This window comes from Dyella sp. 2HG41-7, assembly GCF_021390675.1.
In the GTDB taxonomy this organism is placed as follows: Bacteria; Pseudomonadota; Gammaproteobacteria; order Xanthomonadales; family Rhodanobacteraceae; genus Dyella_B.
The window spans coordinates 2332079-2351244 of sequence record NZ_JAJEJV010000004.1 but is presented as its reverse complement, the minus strand read 5'-3'; the positions used below and the strand labels follow the sequence as shown (position 1 = coordinate 2351244).

The following is a 19166-nucleotide window of genomic DNA, read 5'->3' as shown; positions in this document are numbered from 1 at the left end:
CGCCTTAAACGCAACGATCCCCGCCGAGCTTCACGCGCCAGCCGGTAACCTGCGAAAGCGGCCTCTTTCCATGACAGGTAAATCCATGAATCCCCAAGGCATCCGCACCATCGATACCGGGTTTGTGCGCCCAGGGTTCGATGCGGCCTATTTGATCGTTCAAAACGGGCGCGGCGCCTTTATCGACTGCGGCACCAATCATTCCGTACCGCGATTGTTAAAGGATCTGTCCGACGCGGGCCTGGACGTTTCCCAGGTCGATTGGTTGATACTCACCCACGTTCACCTGGACCACGCCGGGGGCGCCGGCGAACTTCTGGCCAAGCTGCCTCAAGCGCGATTGCTGGTACACCCGCGCGGCGCACGGCACATGATCGATCCGTCCCAGCTTTGGGCAGGCGCCATGGCGGTTTACGGCGAAGACGTGATGATGAAAGCCTACGGCCGCCTTCGCCCTATCCCTGCCGAACGCGTCGTCGAAGCACCGGATAACTACGAGATCGATCTTCAGGGACGGATCTTGCGTTGCATCGATACGCCCGGTCACGCCAAACATCACATGGCCATTTACGACCAACAGTCCAACGCATGTTTTACGGGCGATACGTTTGGCCTGTCCTATCGCGAATTCGACACAGAACAAGGCGCATTTATTCTGCCCACAACTACGCCCGTGCAATTCGATCCGGAAGCGCTTCACGCATCGATCCAACGACTCTTGGCACTGAAACCCGAGGCGATGTATCTCACGCACTATGGTCGCGTCGAAAACGTTGAGCAGCTCGCGAGCAAGCTGCGCGATTCGATCGATGCGATGGTGTCTGTCGCACTGCGTATCGGTGGCTCGCCGGATCGCCATCGCCACTTGGTGGACGCGCTAACCGAGCTGTATATGACGCGCACCGCCGAACACGGATGGCGCGGCGATCGCGATGCGCTTGTTCACTGGTTGGGCACGGATATCGAACTCAACGCTCAAGGACTCGGCGTCTGGCTGGATCGCACGCGCGCTTAGCGAACCGGCTCGCCGCTCATGTCAAGCGAGCCTTGCGCCATTGGGAACGGGGCGCTCAATGGTCGTGATCACCACGCCTTGCTCGGTGTGAAAACCCGTCAGCAGAAATTGAGAACGAAAAGGCCCGATCTGCTTCTCAGGAAAGTTGATGACTCCCACGATCTGGCGACCGACCAGCGACTCGGGCGTATATAGCGCGACGATTTGCGCGCTGGTCTTACGCTCGCCGTAAGGACCGAAATCCGCCCAGACCTTCCATGCGGGATTGCGCGCTTCCGGAAACGCTTCGACGCGCGTAATCGTGCCGGCGACGATCAAAACCTTGTGAAAATCCGCCCAACCAATTTCTTCCACCGTTGCCGCTTGCGTAGTCATCCTTCCAAACTCGTCTTGAACCAATCGTTGAATTCTTGCCACCAGTAGCTGGCCTGCGCCGCAAGCAAGCCAAAGGGTTTGTACGTATGCGCGAGACCGTAATCGGCAAATTGTTTCCAGGCTTCATCGCCTTGTGCGATGGCCGACGCCAGCAGCTCGCCTGCTGCGCACGTCGGTGCGAGGCCATGGCCGCCGAAGGCTTGCGCCCACCATAAACCCCGGCCATCCGTACCGATTTGCGGCATCTGGTGGCGCGCGTAACTCATTAATCCGGACCAGGCGTAATCCACCTTTACATCTTTCAGCGAGGGAAAGACGCGCGCCAAATCGCGTACGAGCACGCGCCGCACCGCTGCCGCCGAACGATTCCGAATCGAAATTCGTCCACCCCACAGCAGTCGTTTGTCGACCAACGGCCGGTAGTAGTCGAAGGCAAAACGTGTGTCGTAAATTGCAGCGCGGGTTTGAAGACATTCATCGAGTCGGTCGCCCAGCGGTTCGGTCACCATGACATACGTGGCGATCGGCAGCACCGCGCGGTCGATCTGTCGACGCAATCCGGCAAGGTAGCCGCCACACGCAAGCACCACGTGTTCGGCTTGCAATTCGCCTTGCGGCGTACTGATCTGCCAATGGCTGCCTTCGCGACGCAGCCGCCATACATCGCTGTTTTCGTGGATGCGTACGCCCTGCTCCGCTGCGGTCGCCGCAAGCCCTATCGCGTAATTCAACGGATGCAAGTGCAAGGCGTTTCGTTCGTAGAGTCCGTCGTAGTAGCGCTCGCTGCGCACCATTTCGCGCAGCTCTTCCTGCGGTAACCAATTCCAATGCACGCCATAATGTTCGTCGAGCATCCGCTGACGCTTGCGCAACACATTCGGATCGCGAAACCAGTTCGCCCAGATCACGCCTTGATCGACCATATCGCAAGGAATGGCGTAACGAGTCACCCGCTCGCGTATGCGTTGCACGGCTGCAGTGGTGAGATCGAAGATGCGTTTGGAGCGCTCCACACCGAGTTGATGATGCAACGCTTCCTCGCCCAGCGAATACCCGCCGAACACAAAGCCGCCGTTTCGTCCGGAGGCGCCAAAGCCTACCTGCTCGCGTTCCAAAACGACGACATCGCGAACACCGCGTTCGGCCAGCCCGAGCGCGGTGTTCAATCCGGCAAAACCGCCTCCGACGATTACAACGCGCGCTTCATGACGCCCCTGCAATGGCGGATATGGTTCGTATGGCGTCGCCGTGACGCGGTAATAGGAAGGAACCGAGGGTTGCTTCATGAATAGGAAAAACCGGGCGGTTTCAGCGGTTGAGCATAACGCAGATTCGCCGGTGGTTCTTACTCGACCAACGTCACATCCAGAAAGCGCTGATCGGAAAGCCCGTGATCGTCGACCACCCGCACTGTGTACCGCCCCGCACTATGGGGTTGCCAGTACAGCAATTCGCCAGGCTCGCTGCGGCCGATATAGGCGTCATCCACAAACCAATATAACGCGTGCACGTTCGCGTCGTTGGTCGCGGTGAAAGGGATACGCTCGTCGGCTATTTGTTTGAGCCGCAAGGTATAGGTGCTGCCGCGCAAGGGCGAGGTAATGCGCGGCGCGGCGCCGCTGATGCGATCGTTATCGTTGCACTCCTCATTGACGGGCGGTTTCCGGCGCGGCATGCCGGCTTGTTCGAACACGCGTTGCAAATCCGAGGGCCAGAACTCGTACACCTCCACATGCGTATGCTTGCCGTCGAAAGGCGGGCATGCACCTTTGCCGCTGGCGTCGTCGATGACCACCGGGCGATAAATGGTATCGACGCGTATCGGCGATTTGCCTGGAATGAACCAAGTCATACCGCGCTGGGGACACCATTCGGTGGGCAGGTTGCCGCTGGCTAGGCATATTTGCACGCGCCGCAAGTTTGCAGGCATGGCGCGGATGGGTTCGCTCAACGGCACATGCTCGGCGCTCAGTGCGTCGATGATCTGGAAAAACAAGGGCGCCGCGGCGTCGACGCCGACGAAGGCCGGATTGCTGCTGCCATCAAAGTTACCGATCCACACCACCAGCACGTAAGGGCCGAAGCTGCCGGCTGTCCACGCATCGCGAAACGCCCAGGACGTGCCGGTTTTCCAGTACACCGGCAGACGGGCTCCCTGCGTGTCGGCCGCATCGTCGGGGCGCGGATTCTGCCTAAGAATGTCCATCGCCATGTAGCTGGCTTCGTCGCTCAGCAAACGCGTTCCTTCGGTTTGCGGATCGTCCGCCCGCAGACGCAAAGGTCGCAGCACGCCACGATTGGCAAGCATAGCGTAAAGATCGCCCAGCTCCTGCATGTTTACCTCCCCGCCGCCGAGCACCAACGAAAGGCCGTAATGCTGCTCGCTAGCCAGGCGGCTAACGCCAGCCTGTTGCAGAAAATCGTACAAACTGGGTTGATGCAACTGCGAAGCAACCCATACGGCGGGAATATTTCGACTGCGAATCAAAGCCTGCGTCGCCGTAATCGGCCCGAGAAAATTGCCGTCGAAATTCTCCGGCGTATACGGCCCGAAAGCGGTTGGGACATCGCGCAAAACGGTTTGCGGATGCAACACGCCCTGATCGAAACCCAGCGCGTAGATGAAAGGTTTCAGCGCAGAGCCCGGCGAGCGTTTCGCCAAGGTACCGTTGACCTGCCCCTGGATCGCGGCATTGCGATAGTCGGCCGACCCCACCATCGCCTTGATGCCCATGTCGCGCGTGTCGATCAGAATCGCCGCCCCGTTGAGGATGCCGCTGGATGCTCGGCGTTTTACGTACAGCGCAACCTGACGCTCCAAGATGTGCTGCATATCGAGGTCGAGCGTGGTGGCGACCACGGCGTTCTGCGTGTTGCCGTTCAACGCCTGCGCTGCGAGAAGCTGCTCGACCGCATGCGGCGCCTCGAACGGCAGACGACTCAGCGGCCTGAGCGTAAGCGGTAACGCGAACAGCGGCTTTAAACCGGCATCTTGTGGATGCGCTGGCAGCCACGCCTGATACAAACGATTGCGTGCATCGGCCAGGCCGCTGCTGATCAATGCGCCATTTGCACCCTGCCCTGCGAGCAGACGGCGCGATGGATTTTGCGGAATCACCGCAAGCGTCAGCGCCTCCGGCAGCGAAAGCTGGTTGGCGGGTTTTCCGAAATACACCAGGCTGGCGGTCGCCACGCCCTGCACGTTGGAACCGTAGGGCGCGAGGTTGAGATACGCCTCCAATATCTCCCGTTTGGAATAGAACAGCTCCAACTGCGTGGCGCGCGCAATCTGATGCAACTTGCCGAACGGTGTGCGCGTATTGAGCCCCCATAACAGCCGGGCCAGCTGCATCGTAATGGTCGAACCACCCTGCGGTGCGCCATGTCGAACATACGTAATCCACGCACCACGCAACAAGCCATACGGATTGATACCGGGATGCCACCGGTACCAGCGATCTTCATGCAGAAGTACGCCATCGACCAGTTGTGGCGAAATGTCTTTTAACGGGACCCACAGGCGATATTGCTGATCGCTGGCGAGTGTCAGGCGCAGCAAGTGTCCCTTGCTGTCGTATACGGCCGTGGACGACGGCGACCAACTACGCAACGACGGGTGCGGCCATAACCTGCAACCCACCAGCAAGCCCAACAACAACCCTGCCGCTACGAGCCAGTTCTGCCAGCGCACGATCCAATCGCGGGCAATAAACAGTAGCTTCATGGATACGGATATCTGCATGCAAACCGGAGAAGGCTCCCTCACCTACTGCACGTAGGTGAGGGGATCGCATTTCGTCTTCCAGGCGTTCAAGGTTTGTCCACGACCTTCAATGACGCACCACCTGCCGAGCGCGCCTGCAAAGTCCGGTCATACATCGACTCGGCATAAGCCGGTGGCACGGCAAACGTACCCGCGTTCGTGGCGCGTATGCGGTACACGAACTCGCGCACATCCGGCGTCGCAACGCCATAGATCACCACGCGGTCCTCACGGATATCCGCGTACTCAGGACGCCAGGTCGATTCCGACAGACCGATCGGCGAACGCCATGCCTGCGGGGCGCTCGTGTTGCTATCGCTCGCGCTGTTGCCGCTGTCCGAATTGCCGCCGGAGGCATCGCTATTTTGCTGAGCGTTCACGACCGGCGGGGGTTCGATCACCGGCTCGAATCCGCCGGGCAGCAGATCCACGATCGAGACATTCCCGACCGCGTCGCTACCCGTGGCGCGAATTTTTACATGAACGTCGATCTCTTCGCCCAATGTCACCGAGTCCAATGATTTGCCTTGCGTATCGGTGTACTCGCGCACAATCTCGATGCCGTTGGCGATGGCCTTATCCGGCTGTATGCGGTCGTAGCCGCTTTGGCTCGCGACGCGCCACGCTGGCAGACTGCTTTGGTTGATGAACCGCAGCTTGGTTGCTGCCGCGTCCCAGCTTCCTGCTTGCAGTAGATCGCTCTGCACGCTTGATATGACCTTGGCGCTGCCATCGCTGTGCACTTCCTGGATGCTGAGCTTGTCCAGCTCGCCGCCCGTCTGGCCGGCATAGCTGTCCAGCGCAAGGATGGTCATCGAAGAAGACAACGTGTTGAAGTTATTGTGCGCCAGCGGCCATGCAATGTTTTCGAACACACGCGCCGGCAACGCTTTGGCGCGCTCAGGAAAATGCTTCGACAACACATAAAGCACGCTCGCATCGCGCACCAGCGGGTCATAGTAGTAGCTGTAAACGTAGGTATCGTCGGGCTTCGACCGCGTCAGCACGCGCTCGGGACCGGCTATCAGGCGATTGGCTTCATCGTCCTGCTTAAGCAGCTTGTAGGAAGCCGCCAGCCACGCTGCGGCCAGATCGTTTTTCCAGACTTGCGGATAGGCATCCTGCAAACGCTTCTGGATCGATGCCAAGGCGTTGGTGGTGACATTGCCCTGCCGCGTCAACAGGTACGCCGCATAGGCGCGCTGACGGAGCTTGTCGAGCGAATCCATACCTTCGTCGGCCGCCAATTGCTGCAGATATTTGTTACCCCCGTCGATCATGTCCTGCGGTACGGCGGTGCCGCGGTCGCGCGCTTCGAGCAGAAAGTTCATGACATAGACCGATACGAAGGGCTCCGAATCGGGCGTAGCCGACCACAAGCCGAATCCGCCTTCGCTGTTCTGACGCGCATGCAGCACGTCCATCAGCTTGGCGATCGCCTCCTGGTTGCTGATCTTCTTGGCGTCTTCCCCGCCAAAGGCGGGTTGCAAGGCATGCGCGAACACCGGCACTTGCGGCCATTTGGCCACGACAAGACGCGGCATCGCCATGCTCACCACTTGCTCGCTGCAGTAGTTTTGATAGTTGATGAGATAACTGGTGATGCCTTGCGCCAGCACGACCGGCAACGGCGAAACCGCGGCGTCGCGCGCGGCGTACGCGTCGAACATCTGCCGCAACGGCGACACTTCCGACTGGCTGCGCGTATACACCTGACCGACGTCGACCTGCGTGCGATACGCCGAGGCCGGACGCACGGATACATCCACCGCTTGATGCGCCGACTTGCCGGCATACGCCGCCGTAAAGGCGAGATGGCCGGAACCGAGCTTTTCCGTAGCCTTGACGCGGAACTTCACCACGCCTTCGCGCATTTCGGCCAAGCTCACGCTTTGCGTGGCCGAACCGACGACTTGCAGCTGCGGCCCCGTTTGCAACGTCACCGCTACCGGCACCTGTTTTCCGCCCAGGCCGGTAAGGTTGTTGGCGACGCCGACGCTCACGTCGGCTTCATCGCCCGGCGCAAGCGTGGTGGGAACATTCGGCGAGAGCACGAAATCGCCACGCACCGTGGTAGCGCCTTCAAACGTGCCGACGCGATCCGGCGAAACGGCAACGGCCATCACACGCAACTTGCCGTTGAAGTAATCGGGCACGGTGTAAGTGAAGTCCTTGTCGCCATCGACATCGACAATACCCGACCAAAACACCACCGGTTTGTCGCGTTTGCGCTTGAATGGATTGAGCTGCCGACCGATCGCCGCGTCCGCATCGCCACCCGGCGCCGCCAGCGCCATCAATTTTTCGAAGTCCGGCAAGATCAGATCGAGTATCTGAGACGTTTGCACTTCGAGCATCTTCTTGCGGAAGAAGAACTGCAGCGGATCGCCCAACTTGTAACGCGCGACTTGCAGAATGCCTTCGTCCACGGCAAACACTACCGCTTTCGTCGGATGCTCCGCGTGCAGTTTGAACGTGACGGTATCGCCGGGCTTCACCACATCGGGCGAGTCGACCTTGATCGCATCGCGGCACGCATCCAGATTCACGGAGAACGGCACCACGCCGTAACTCAGTGGGCTCATGAAGATCTCATCCGACGAAGGATCGCGGATGAACTGCACATTGATGTATCCGTTGCCTTCGAAGTCCTTCGGAATGGTGATCTGTTGCACTGAGCTGGTGGTGTCCGCGTGGAACCACGCATGCGCATACACTTTGTCGCGCTCGATCGTAATCAGACCGCTGCCCGCATAAGGCGCGCGAATGGAAACGTTGACGGTATCGCCAGGCGTGTAGTTCGCCTTCTCCAAGTTGAGCTGCAACTCGGCGTTGCGATCGAGCGAGCGCGAAAGATTCGCATCGCCCGCCACCGAATAGCCGACACGGTTCACTTCCACACGATCGGTGCCGCGCAGGATAGCCAAGGCGTAATTGCCAGGCTTGTCGGTCGGTAGCGTCACATCGAGCCCGCCTGCCGGGATGCTCAATGGCTGCTCGTTGACCTGGATTTCCTTGAGTTTGGATTCGTATTTGTAGACGCCCGAATCCTGCTTCGTGAGCACCGACACGTAACGTCGTTCGATCAGCTCCGCTTTGAGTCCGTCCAATTTGATCGACTTGGCCTGCGGATCGATCGCCACGATATGCACTTTGCGCACGGCATTGCGGCTGACGTAGTCGAGCGGGTCTTCGCTGCGATAGCCGATCAACCAATCGTTGCTCGACACCAGCGTCTGCGTAGCAGCCGCCACGCTGCGGCCACCATCGGGCTCGTGCGCTTTGACGAGGAAATACAGCTGATAGGTCGCATCCGCGTATTTTTTGAGGTCGAGGTCGAATTCGGCATGACCTTTCTCGTCGGTCTTGCCGTCTTGCAGCGCTTCGTCGTAACCGTCTTTCGCACGGTGAACATCGTAGAACTGATAGTCGGGCCAGCTTCGGAACGACGGCCACGCCGGGCGTAACGTCAATGTCGCTTCGACGCGTCGATCCGCGGCCGGTGTACCAAACAAATTCTGCGCGTCGACAAGTCCTTTGAGTCCGGTCGGCTTTACCCACCCTTCGGCAACGATGCTCGAAAGCTTCGCCGATACCTTCATGCGATCGGGTTGAAATTCTTTGACCTGTACCGTGGTGTTGCCGATCTGCGTGTCGGCCTTGCCGTCGCGCACGATATACAAGTTCACCGTCCAGGTGCCCGTGGGTGCGGTTTCTGCTGGGGTATAGGTCAATTCACCGAAGCCGGAGTCGTCCATTTTCAGCGACAGTTGCTTTACGGTAACGCCGCGGGGATCGACGACCTCCGCTTGCAGCGGAATACCGGCGACATTGCGCAGCCAACTGGCGGCACGCACGATCAAACCGATGTGGATGTCGTCGCCAGGACGATAAATGCCCCGATCGGAAAACAGGTACGCAGACAACGTGCCCGGATTGACGGCGCTTGCCTCGCCGCCGATGTCGAATCGCGAGTAATCGAGTTGTCGGTCGCTGCCACCAATCGGCAGGAACGACAGATCGTCTGCCTTCTTGACGACATACATCGCGGGGCGCTTTTCGCGATCCAATCCTTTGAAGGTCGGAAAATGCACGACGCCATCGGCGCTTGTGTCCTGCGCGAACAGTGTCTGCCCATTGACCGCCAGTACCGATACGTTCGCCCCCGAAACCGGCTGGCCAGTACGGATCGATTGCACGAAAACATCCTGGCTGCCGTCCAGTGAGCGCTTCACCAACATACCCAGATCGGTGACGACGATCAGACGACTGTCTTGCGCAGAAGACTCGTCGTCGTTGCCGTCGACGTCATCACCGGATGCCGGCGCAGACGTATCGGTATCCGGATCAGGTTTCGCGCCAGGAGGAGTAGGCGCAATACCTTGCTTTTGATACGCCTTGGCTTTGGCAGCCTGCTCAGCCTGTTTTTTGTCCTGGGCGGGGTCGAAATCGTACAAATGCAGCAGAAATACGCCGCGTTTGCCTGACTGCAGGTATTGCCCAAGGTCGACGCCTTCGTAGTGCGCATGCGCAGGATCGCCCGACGGGAATGCGCGCTTGAGTTCGAACCGGTCGACAATGTGTTCGTCGCTGAAATTGTAAGGAAGCTGCGGATGCTTGTAATCGCCCTGATTAAGGCTGACGAGATGCTGCAGTTGATCCGGCAATACGCGACCGATTTGCAGACGCATGCCGGTCATGTTGCGCGACACCACCGAAACGCGCTTGCTGCCGCTAAGCGAAAGCAACGAACCATCGGCCATGAATCGCAGAAGTTTCGGATAATCGGGTACGGTAACTACCGAATTTACCGACTTGCCCAGCACATATCCGCCAAAAGACTTTAGCCCTTTGTCGACACGCACGTAAATGTGTTGACGAGGATTGGCGTGGAACTTAAAGCTTTGCAGCGCTTGGTAGTCGTTTTCCGTCGGCACGACTTCCAACGGAAGCTTCTGCGATTTGCGCAGAATATCTTCACCGACTTCCTCGGCACCCCACGAATACGTTTCGGGCTCTCCGTCGTTCTCACTATCCTGAGTGCCAACGCTGCCGTTGCTTGCGAATCTTGGATTGCGATCCGGCAGTATCCACGCATGCACAAGCCCAGCCAGATCGCTGTCGCGCACGGCTCCGCTCAGGTTAATCACCATCACCTGTTCGGGCTCGTATTTGTCGTTGTCGACGAGCGTGGGGCTGACGTCGTCGACGGTGAGGCTGTATAGACCGGGCACACGTACGCTGGCATTCAACACACTGTCGGTGCCGTTGCCTCCGCGCACGCTGCGCACGCCACTGTCGAGCGCAAGCATCACCGCGCCATCGTCGCGAGGTAGGTCCAGAGGTTGCGAGTGGACCCATGCGCGTAACTTGTATTGATCGTAGGTAACGCTGTATTTCAGCGTTGTCGCGGATTGATCGCCTTTTCCGGCAAGACTCAGCGCAATACGTTTTTCGAACTGCGCGGGATCGACCGGGTAATTGAAATCGATGGGAATGATGGTTTTCTTGGCGGTGGGGTCCTGTGGGTCCTGATAGAACTCGCCTCGACCCAACACGGCTTTGAAGGCTTGGGTGTCGAATTCGAATTTTTCGTCAGCCATCAGCACGTGATGGGCGAACGCGTGCGCAACGTCGAATCGAACTTTGTAATGCTGCCCGATCGGCCAGTCCGCGGCTGGCGTGAAACGCAATGTTTTATCGTCCACCCATGTCCACTGACCGCTCGTTTGCGGCTGCATGACGATCCCGTCTGCGACGGGTTTGCCGACTAGCTCAATCGGCGCCGCGGATGCCGAAAACTCGATCTCTAACGGATGGATGGCCACCGGCTGCTTGGTGTAGTCGGTGACTTGCGGTGCGTCGACCTTCCATGTGATGCGCACAGGTTCTTCAGGACGCGGCCGATGCTTGTACCAATGCCAGCCCAACCAACCGCAAGCAACGACTAGCAAGCTGGCCGACGCCACGCCGAGCGAACGCTTGGGGTTTTTCCGCACCGCATGGGTCCAGCCGGGCGCGGACCAACTCACCTGCCCAAACAGGGGACTGAGCACCAATCCCAGCGCGGCCATTACGCCGCGCAACAGCCTTACGGGCAGGAGTAGGAGAAAACGCAGCAAATCCATAATGCTTTCCGAAGATCAATCCGTTTAAGTTCCACGGCATCGCCCGCCATGGCGTTCGCACAGCTGTAGGGAAAGGTCACACCGGTGGGTATGAGCGGCTACGAACGGAATTCCCCATGCGCATACTGCCCAGGAATCATGGCAGCCTGCGGTCACGATTCTGGCACGAGTGGAAGCGCCGAGGCAGAAAGATGGCAAGCCCGAAGCAAGGACTTGGTCCGCAAATTAGACTCTCGCCCTTCTATCGCCTAACCGCCTGGGGTTGGTAACTCACCGCAAATAGAAAACGGCCGCCATGTTACTGGCGGCCGTTCGATGATTCGTCGCGCTCAAAGCGTGCTGGCGACTTCGCGTACGACTTTGGCCAGAGAAGGATCTTGCATTGCCATATGCATGGTGGCGCGCACCAGGCCAGCTTTGTTGCCGCAGTCGAAACGCGTGCCTTCGAAGCGGTAGGCGAGCACTTTGCCCTGCTCCATCAACAAAGCCTCGATAGCATCGGTAAGCTGGATTTCACCACCGGCGCCGGGCTTGGTTTGCTCCAGCAACTGAAAGATGCGACCAGGCAATACGTAACGGCCGACCACCGCCAGATTGGACGGCGCATCCGCAGGCTTGGGCTTTTCGACCATAAACCGGATTCGCGCGCTACGCTCGTCGACGGGTTCGGCATCGACGATGCCGTATTTGTCGGTTTGATCGTGGGGCACTTCCTCGACGGCGATGACGCCGGCTTTCTCGGACTCGGACAGATCGGCCATTTGGCGCAACGCGCCCTTGCCTTGGTTCCAGATCAAATCGTCGGGCAGCACGACGCCGAAAGGCTCATCGCCCACAACCGGCTTGGCGCAGAGCACGGCATGGCCGAGACCCAGCGCCTCAGGCTGCGTAACGAAAATGGCGCGCACGTGTCTGGGCAGCGTGCCTTGCACCAACGCAAGCAGCTCGTCCTTGCCCTTTTCCTGCAGCTTGGCTTCGAGCTCGTAGGCCTTGTCGAAGTAATCGGCAATGGCGTGCTTATAGCGATTGGTGACGAAGATCAGGGTGTCGGCGCCGGCGTCGACAGCTTCGTCAACCGCGTACTGAATCAGCGGTTTATCCAGTACCGGCAACATCTCCTTGGCGACGACTTTGGTGGCGGGAAGAAAACGCGTGCCGAGGCCGGCCACGGGAAACACCACCTTGCGTAATGGCTTACTCACTCACTTCTCTCCAATATCGTTACGCCGAAGCGGAATCACATTGTTCGATTGCGCGGTGTCGCTCCAGCTGAAAGACGGAAGCAGGCTGGAAACGCACTGGCGCAGCTCATCCTCGTCGTAGTTGCTGACTGCGCTGCCGGCCTTGGCCATCTGCGCTTGCAGCAGATCCCACGACACGGGCCTGTGCTGCGCTAGAAATATCTTGTTGTGTGTCGTCGCACTGTAGTTTTCGAGTGGATGGAACAATTCTTCGAACAATTTCTCGCCTGAACGCAGTCCCGTGTAGACGATCGGTATCTCGGTGCCTGGTTTTTTGCCGGCAAGGCGGATCATCTGTTCGGCAAGATCGCGGATCTTGACCGGCTCGCCCATATCCAGCGCGAAGATTTCGCCGCCCTGGCCCAGGGCTGCGGCCTGCAAAATAAGCTGCGTCGCTTCGGGAATGGTCATGAAGTAACGGGAGATTTCCGGGTGCGTCACCGTCACCGGGCCGCCGGCCTGAATTTGCTGACGGAACAGGGGCACGACGGAGCCTGCCGAATCCAACACATTGCCGAACCGCACGGTGATGAAGTGCGTCTTCGAATGGGCGTTGAGATTCTGGCACCAGATCTCGGCAATGCGTTTGCACGCGCCCATGACGCTGGTCGGGTTGACGGCCTTGTCGGTGGAAATCAAAACGAAACATTCCACGCCGGTTTCGCTCGACAAATCAGCCACCGTGCGCGTCGACATGACGTTGTTGCGAACCGCGGTACGCAACTGTCCTTGCAGCATGGGCACGTGCTTGTAAGCCGCCGCATGAAAGACGACCTGCGGCTTGGCGTCGGCGAACAAACGGCGCATCGCCGTCGCATCGCCGCAATCGGCAAGCACGCTATTGAGTAACAACTCGGGATACGCCGCGCGCAGTTCCTGCGAAATTTGGTACAGATTGAATTCGCACGATTCGACAATCGTCAAGGCATGCACGCCGAGCCGCGCAACTTGTCGGCAGAGTTCCGATCCGATCGAGCCGCCGCCGCCCGTGATCAGCACGCGGCGACCAGTGAGCGTCTCGCGGATTTTCGTCCAATCCAATTCGACGGCGTCGCGCCCGAGGAGATCCTCGATCGACACTTCTTTGATCTGATTGAATTGCGCGCGTCCCGCGACGACGTCTTCCAGCTTTGGAACCGTGCGGTACGGCAATCCGGTGCGGTCGCATAACTCGACGACCTGACGCATTTGTCGTGCGCTCGCGCCAGGCAACGCGATCAGCAGCATTTGTACTGCGGCTTCTTTCGCGACTTCCGGAAGCTGTTCCAACGTACCCAGTACAGGCTTTCCGTTAATGCGTGCGCCGCGCAACGATCGATGGTCGTCGACGAAACCCACCACCATATAGCGGCTATCGCGATGCAAATCGCGCGCAAGTGCTTCGCCCGCGCGATCCGCGCCGACAACGAGCACGCGCTGGGTCTTGGCGTTCATGAACAGATCGACGCGGCTATCTTTCCAGAAGCGATAAGCCAGTCGTGGCGTACCCAGGAACAACGCCAACACGAAGGGATAGAGCAACAAGATCGAACGCGGCACGCCGTCCAGGCGTCCGTACAAGAACAATGCAACGCCAATCGCGACCATGCCGACGATGGCTGCGCGCAAGATGTTCCACAAATCCGGCAGGCTGGCGAAACGCCATACGCCTTTATAGAGACCGGTCCATGCGTAGACCAAGCCTTGCACGGACAGCACAATCGGAAATTCGTACGGCTCGAACGTGATAATCAGCTTAGGGTCCAATGCGTAACGCAGTTCCTTGGCGACCCACCACGCCAGCGCCGTGACCAGCAAGTCGTGCAAGACGACTGCCGCCCGCGGATGAACTGTGCCGACCCATTTACGTATGGACATAACGAACCTTGTATCGATCCCGCTGGACGAGACGATGTTTGGCAAAGATCCAAACGACCGCTGCGACCGCATAAGTGACGATGCAGGCCATAAGCCCCATCCTTGGTTTTTCGAACGCCAACGCGGCCATCGGCGCCGCGACCAGCACATTCCACCCCAAATACCATGCTGCACTGACTGCGTGCGTATGCCCCCTGCGCACGATCCATTGATACAGATGTTCGCGATGCGCAGTGTACCAGCGACGTCCTCGCACGATTCGGATAAGCAGGGTAAGGCTTGCATCCGTCACGAAAGCTGAACTGAGAATCAGCGCAGGCCATACCGCAAGCCAATCTATCCGCCATACCATCGCGGTCAGTCCGAATATCAATAGGCCGATGGTGCCGCTGCCCACATCCCCCATAAAAATGCGAGCTGGCGGCCGGTTGTAGTACCAAAACCCGACGCAAGATGCTGCGACGCATGCCGACGCCCCGGCGAGTGCAGGCTGGCCAATCGCCCATGCCAGTACGGTTAAACCGGTTGCCACGAAGATGCCCTGTTGGGCCAGCAGTCCGTCGATGCCGTCCATGAAGTTATGCAAGTTGACGCTCCATGTACCGCCGAGAACCCACAGCGGTAACCAGAGCCAGCTTGGGCCACCGGCGATCAAGGAAGCGAAAAACAAGGCCACCGCCAATAATTGCACGCCGAAGCGTGGAAGCGCCGGCAAGGAACGATGATCGTCCCACCAACCGATGGCGGCAATCATCGACGTCGCGAGCATCAACGCGATAACAACGTGAACCGGCCAAGGCGACGATCGTTCGCACAAAGAAACGGGAATCGTGAGCAAAATCGCTACGACAATACCGATACCGCCACCGCGCGGTGTGGGGATCGTATGCGAGCGCCGTTGCCCTGGTTGATCCAGCATGCCGCGACGATGAGCGTACGCAATGGCGATACGCACCACGCTCCACGCGATCAAAAAAGCAAACAACACCGCCAACGCAATCGGGGCAACGTAAGCCGCGAATGCATCACTCATTGGCGACACCGTGGATTGGCCGAATAGTGCTCCAGCCTTTGCAACTCGGGCACTGCCAGTGGTGCGCCTTGGTTCCAAAGCCGCAATGACTGCAGCGATACATCGCCTGCCCTTCGAGCAGCTTGTGCGTGAGGTCGCGCAGGATCAAAAAGTTTTCGCGCGCCTCACCTTCGATCTTATCCATGGTCGCGTCGATCAATGCCATAAGTCCGCGCACCGAAGGACGTTGCCGCAATTGCGAGGTAAGAAATTCGATGGCAGGCTTTTCGCCATCGCGTCGCTGATACAAATGCGTGAGCGCCAATACCGGCGAAATACCGTGATAACGCGCGAGAATATCCCGCAGAAAACGCTCCGCGCGTTCCATTTGCCCGGACCGCGCATAGCTGTCGAGCAAGGGCGGTAGAATTTCCGGTACGAACGCGATATCGGCGCTGACGGCTTGTTCGTAGACGTCGACCGCTTCGGCGTGATGTCCTTCCTCGGCATGCAATCGGCCAGTGAGCATGAAGGCTCGAACGCAATCAGGCTGACTGGAAAACGCTTGCTGCAAGTACTCGCGCGCGTCTGCACGGGCGCCGTGCTGACGCGACTGTTCCGCAAGTTCGCAATAGAACTGCGAGATCGTGGTTGCTTCTTCTTCGCCCGTCATTGCTTCCAGGCGGCGCGCGTGTTCGATGGCTTTGTGCCAATCGCGTTCGTGCTGATAGATCGCAATGAGATGGCGCAGCGCCGATGGCGCATGTGCGTTCATCGCCACGAGATCGGAAAACAAGGCTTCCGCGCGATCGAGGAGGCCGGCGCGCATATAGTCCTCGCCGAGCTCGAGCAAGGCCACGGTCTTCATGCCTTCGGACAAGCCGGGCCTGGAAACCAAGTGTTGATGCAAACGGATAGCTCGATCCACTTCGCCGCGACGCCGAAAAAGATTGCCTAACGCTAAGTGCGTTTCTACGGTGTCGCGGTTGTATTCGGCGAGCTTGAGGAACACTTCGATAGCTTTGTCCTGCTCCTCGTTGAGCAAGTAGTTCAAGCCACGGAAATAGTCCGAGGACAGTTCGCTGACCTGCGCGCCCGAACGGCGCACGCCAGCACGTCGAGCTGTCCACCAGCCACTTAGGAAGGCCGCCGGTATAAGCAAAGCCAGCAGCGGATAAAAGGCGCTCATGGGGTTTTCGACACCTTGGCGCCAGTAGCTTTAACCGAGCGTCGTCGCTCGCGGCGGTGGCGCGTGGTAACGCCCAGCCATGCCGTCAGGCCACCCAAAATCCAGCCCAGCGCCAGCATGGTCAACAGAGCCGCCCCTTTGGGCACTTGGACACGCGCAAACACGAGGTCATAGCCGACGAGGTCCGCGTTGAGCGCCCCCAGCACCACTCCCCCGGCGATGAACAGCAGCAATAACAGCATAACGATCAGTCGCATCATGCGACTTTACCTGATTGCCTGAATGCCTCACAGGGGACTATGTGAAGGAAAATTCAGTCTGAGTCGTTGTTTTCGACAATCAAAAAAAAGAAAAGGCAGGATCGGTTCGAAACCGCCTGCCTGTCGGAATAAGAATGAAGCAACGGCCTTAGCCGGCTTGCTGCTCCAGGTGCAAATTGACGCGTTCGCGCAACTCTTTTCCTGGCTTGAAATGTGGAACGTGCTTACCAGGCAAAGCGACAGCTTCGCCCGTCTTGGGATTGCGGCCCATACGCGGCGGACGGTAATGCAGTGCGAAGCTACCGAAGCCGCGAATCTCGATACGTTCGCCGCTAGATAGCGCCTGGCTCATCTGCTCGATAACGTTTTTGACCGCCAGCTCGACGTCTCCAAACGCAAGATGGGTCTGACGCCTTGCCAGCGCCTCAATCAGCTCGGATTTGGTCATGGGTCCCCAATGTCCGTGACGTGGAACGAATTGGGGCGGCGAGACCGCCGCCCCAATGCAGGCACTATATCAGTCAGCCTTGTTGAGCTGTTCTTTCAACAGCGCACCAAGCTTGGTCGTGCCACCCGACGCGGACGAATACTCGGCCATGGCGTCTTGCAGCTCTTCCTCGTCCTTGGCGCGAATCGACAGCGACAGCTGGCGACCCTTGCGGTCCATACCCGTGAACTTGGCTTCGACCTTGTCGCCCACCTTCAGATGCTGCGTGGCATCTTCGATGCGTTCCTTGGCGATATCGCTGGCGCGGAGGTAACCCTCGACGCCGTCGCCCAGGTCGATCACCGCACCCTTGGCGTCCACTTCCTTCACCGTGCCGTTGACGACGGCGCCACGCGGATGGACCGCCATGAAGTGACCGAACGGATCTTGCTCCATCTGCTTGATGCCGAGGGAGATGCGCTCGCGCTCCGGATCCACGGCCAGCACCACGGCTTCGATCTCGTCGCCCTTCTTGAAGTTGCGCACGAGGTCTTCGCCGGACGCCTGCCAGGAGATGTCGGACAGGTGAACCAGACCGTCGATGCCGCCGTCCAGGCCGATGAAGATGCCGAAGTCGGTGATCGACTTGATCTGACCGGACACCTTGTCGCCCTTCTTGTGGGTGGCCGCAAACGCTTCCCACGGATTGGAACGGGTCTGTTTGATACCCAGCGAGATGCGGCGACGCTCTTCATCCACGTCCAGCACCATCACTTCGGTTTCGTCGCCAACCTGCACCACCTTGGCCGGATTGACGTTCTTGTTGGTCCAATCCATTTCGGACACGTGGACCAGACCTTCCACGCCCGGTTCGATCTCGACGAAGCAACCGTAATCGGTGACGTTGGAGACCTTGCCGAACAGGCGGCTGCCAACCGGATAACGACGCGAAATCGCCACCCACGGATCGTCGCCCAGCTGCTTCAGACCCAGCGACACGCGGTTGCGCTCGCGGTCGTACTTCAGCACGCGAACATCCAGCTCGTCGCCGACGTTGACGACTTCGGACGGATGACGCACGCGCTTCCACGCCATGTCGGTGATGTGCAGCAGGCCGTCGATACCGCCCAGATCCACGAACGCGCCGTAGTCGGTGAGGTTCTTGACCGTGCCCTTCACAACGGCGCCTTCGGTCAGGCGCTCAAGCAGCTTCTCGCGCTCCTCGGAGAACTCGGTCTCGACGACGGCGCGGCGGCTGACAACGACGTTGTTGCGCTTGCGGTCCAGCTTGATGATCTTGAACTCGAGGTCCTTGCCTTCCAGATAAACCGGATCGCGGACCGGGCGCACGTCGACCAACGAACCCGGCAAGAATGCGCGGACGTCCTTGATGTCGACGGTGAAGCCGCCTTTGACCTTGCCGGAGATCTTGCCGACGATGGTCTCTTCCTTGTCGAAAGCCTGTTCCAGATCGTCCCACACCATGGAACGCTTGGCCTTCTCGCGGGAGAGCTTCGTTTCGCCGAAGCCGTCTTCCAGGGCATCGAGGGCTACCTTCACCTCGTCGCCAACGCGCACTTCCAACTCGCCGTTCTCGCTCTTGAACTGCTCGATCGGAACGATGCCTTCGCTCTTGAGGCCCGCGTTGATCACAACGACGTCGTTGCGGATTTCCACAACGATACCGGTGACGATGGCGCCCGGCTTCAGCTTAGAAATGGCCTGTTGGCTCTGTTCAAACAGCTCGGCAAAACTTTCAGTCATGTTGATTCCAGAAATAAGAAAAGGCCCTCACCCACGTGCGCGCCGTCGGATATTTGCGCAATTGGGCAGGCCCACCGGTTATGGGTGGTCGGGACACGCCCTCACACCGTTGACCAAAACTTCATGCCGCGGCAT

General features: G+C 59.0%; 12 protein-coding genes. 1 reads left to right on the top strand and 11 read right to left on the bottom strand.

From position 1 onward, the window contains the following. The first annotated feature begins 85 nt into the window (after positions 1-85). Complete coding sequence (locus L0U79_RS11945) at positions 86-1015, top strand: MBL fold metallo-hydrolase (RefSeq protein ID WP_233842499.1); 930 nt, start codon at positions 86-88, stop codon at positions 1013-1015. Between the two features lie 21 nt (positions 1016-1036). On the opposite strand, the gene L0U79_RS11940 is transcribed toward L0U79_RS11945, so the two are convergent. From L0U79_RS11940 to rpsA, 11 genes are all read right to left on the bottom strand, one after another. Beyond that, complete coding sequence (locus tag L0U79_RS11940) at positions 1037-1390, bottom strand: tRNA-binding protein (protein ID WP_233842498.1); 354 nt, start codon at positions 1388-1390, stop codon at positions 1037-1039. Further along, on the bottom strand, positions 1387-2676 hold the full coding sequence (locus tag L0U79_RS11935) for an FAD-binding oxidoreductase (protein ID WP_233842497.1): 1290 nt from the start codon (positions 2674-2676) through the stop codon (positions 1387-1389). Before L0U79_RS11935 ends, L0U79_RS11940 begins: the two co-directional genes overlap by 4 nt. 59 nt (positions 2677-2735) lie before the next feature. After that, complete coding sequence (pbpC, locus tag L0U79_RS11930) at positions 2736-5114, bottom strand: penicillin-binding protein 1C (protein WP_233842496.1); 2379 nt, start codon at positions 5112-5114, stop codon at positions 2736-2738. Positions 5115-5200: 86 nt separating this feature from the next. Next, positions 5201-11281 carry an alpha-2-macroglobulin gene (locus tag L0U79_RS11925; RefSeq protein ID WP_233842495.1) on the bottom strand — a complete coding sequence of 2027 codons (6081 nt, stop codon included), beginning with the start codon at positions 11279-11281 and terminating at the stop codon, positions 5201-5203. 329 nt (positions 11282-11610) lie between these two features. After that, a complete protein-coding gene (gene galU / locus L0U79_RS11920) occupies positions 11611-12483 on the bottom strand; it encodes a UTP--glucose-1-phosphate uridylyltransferase GalU (RefSeq protein ID WP_233842494.1) in 873 nt (290 codons plus the stop codon). After that, positions 12484-14379, bottom strand: coding sequence for a nucleoside-diphosphate sugar epimerase/dehydratase (locus tag L0U79_RS11915; RefSeq protein ID WP_233842493.1), 1896 nt, complete (start codon positions 14377-14379; stop codon positions 12484-12486). It abuts the gene before it with no gap. Next, positions 14366-15412: a glycosyltransferase family 4 protein gene (locus tag L0U79_RS11910; RefSeq protein WP_233842492.1), complete on the bottom strand. Its 1047-nt coding sequence runs from the start codon at positions 15410-15412 to the stop codon at positions 14366-14368. Before L0U79_RS11910 ends, L0U79_RS11915 begins: the two co-directional genes overlap by 14 nt. Then, complete coding sequence (gene lapB, locus L0U79_RS11905; protein WP_233842491.1) at positions 15405-16580, bottom strand: lipopolysaccharide assembly protein LapB; 1176 nt, start codon at positions 16578-16580, stop codon at positions 15405-15407. Before lapB ends, L0U79_RS11910 begins: the two co-directional genes overlap by 8 nt. Further along, positions 16577-16837: a DUF1049 domain-containing protein gene (locus tag L0U79_RS11900; RefSeq protein WP_233843895.1), complete on the bottom strand. Its 261-nt coding sequence runs from the start codon at positions 16835-16837 to the stop codon at positions 16577-16579. Before L0U79_RS11900 ends, lapB begins: the two co-directional genes overlap by 4 nt. Positions 16838-16988: 151 nt before the next feature. Further along, complete coding sequence (locus tag L0U79_RS11895; protein WP_345778451.1) at positions 16989-17345, bottom strand: integration host factor subunit beta; 357 nt, start codon at positions 17343-17345, stop codon at positions 16989-16991. Between the two features lie 12 nt (positions 17346-17357). Continuing rightward, positions 17358-19031, bottom strand: coding sequence for a 30S ribosomal protein S1 (gene rpsA, locus L0U79_RS11890; protein ID WP_233842489.1), 1674 nt, complete (start codon positions 19029-19031; stop codon positions 17358-17360). Positions 19032-19166 lie beyond the last annotated feature (135 nt).

Excerpts from the sequence above, each read along its gene's own strand:
- L0U79_RS11945 (WP_233842499.1), top strand. The coding sequence starts at position 86 with ATGAATCCCCAAGGCATCCGCACCATCGATACCGGGTTTGTGCGCCCA.
- L0U79_RS11940 (WP_233842498.1), bottom strand. The coding sequence starts at position 1,390 with ATGACTACGCAAGCGGCAACGGTGGAAGAAATTGGTTGGGCGGATTTT.
- L0U79_RS11935 (WP_233842497.1), bottom strand. The coding sequence starts at position 2,676 with ATGAAGCAACCCTCGGTTCCTTCCTATTACCGCGTCACGGCGACGCCA.
- pbpC (WP_233842496.1), bottom strand. The coding sequence starts at position 5,114 with ATGAAGCTACTGTTTATTGCCCGCGATTGGATCGTGCGCTGGCAGAAC.
- L0U79_RS11925 (WP_233842495.1), bottom strand. The coding sequence starts at position 11,281 with ATGGATTTGCTGCGTTTTCTCCTACTCCTGCCCGTAAGGCTGTTGCGC.
- L0U79_RS11915 (WP_233842493.1), bottom strand. The coding sequence starts at position 14,379 with ATGTCCATACGTAAATGGGTCGGCACAGTTCATCCGCGGGCGGCAGTC.
- L0U79_RS11910 (WP_233842492.1), bottom strand. The coding sequence starts at position 15,412 with ATGAGTGATGCATTCGCGGCTTACGTTGCCCCGATTGCGTTGGCGGTG.
- lapB (WP_233842491.1), bottom strand. The coding sequence starts at position 16,580 with ATGAGCGCCTTTTATCCGCTGCTGGCTTTGCTTATACCGGCGGCCTTC.
- L0U79_RS11900 (WP_233843895.1), bottom strand. The coding sequence starts at position 16,837 with ATGCGACTGATCGTTATGCTGTTATTGCTGCTGTTCATCGCCGGGGGA.
- rpsA (WP_233842489.1), bottom strand. The coding sequence starts at position 19,031 with ATGACTGAAAGTTTTGCCGAGCTGTTTGAACAGAGCCAACAGGCCATT.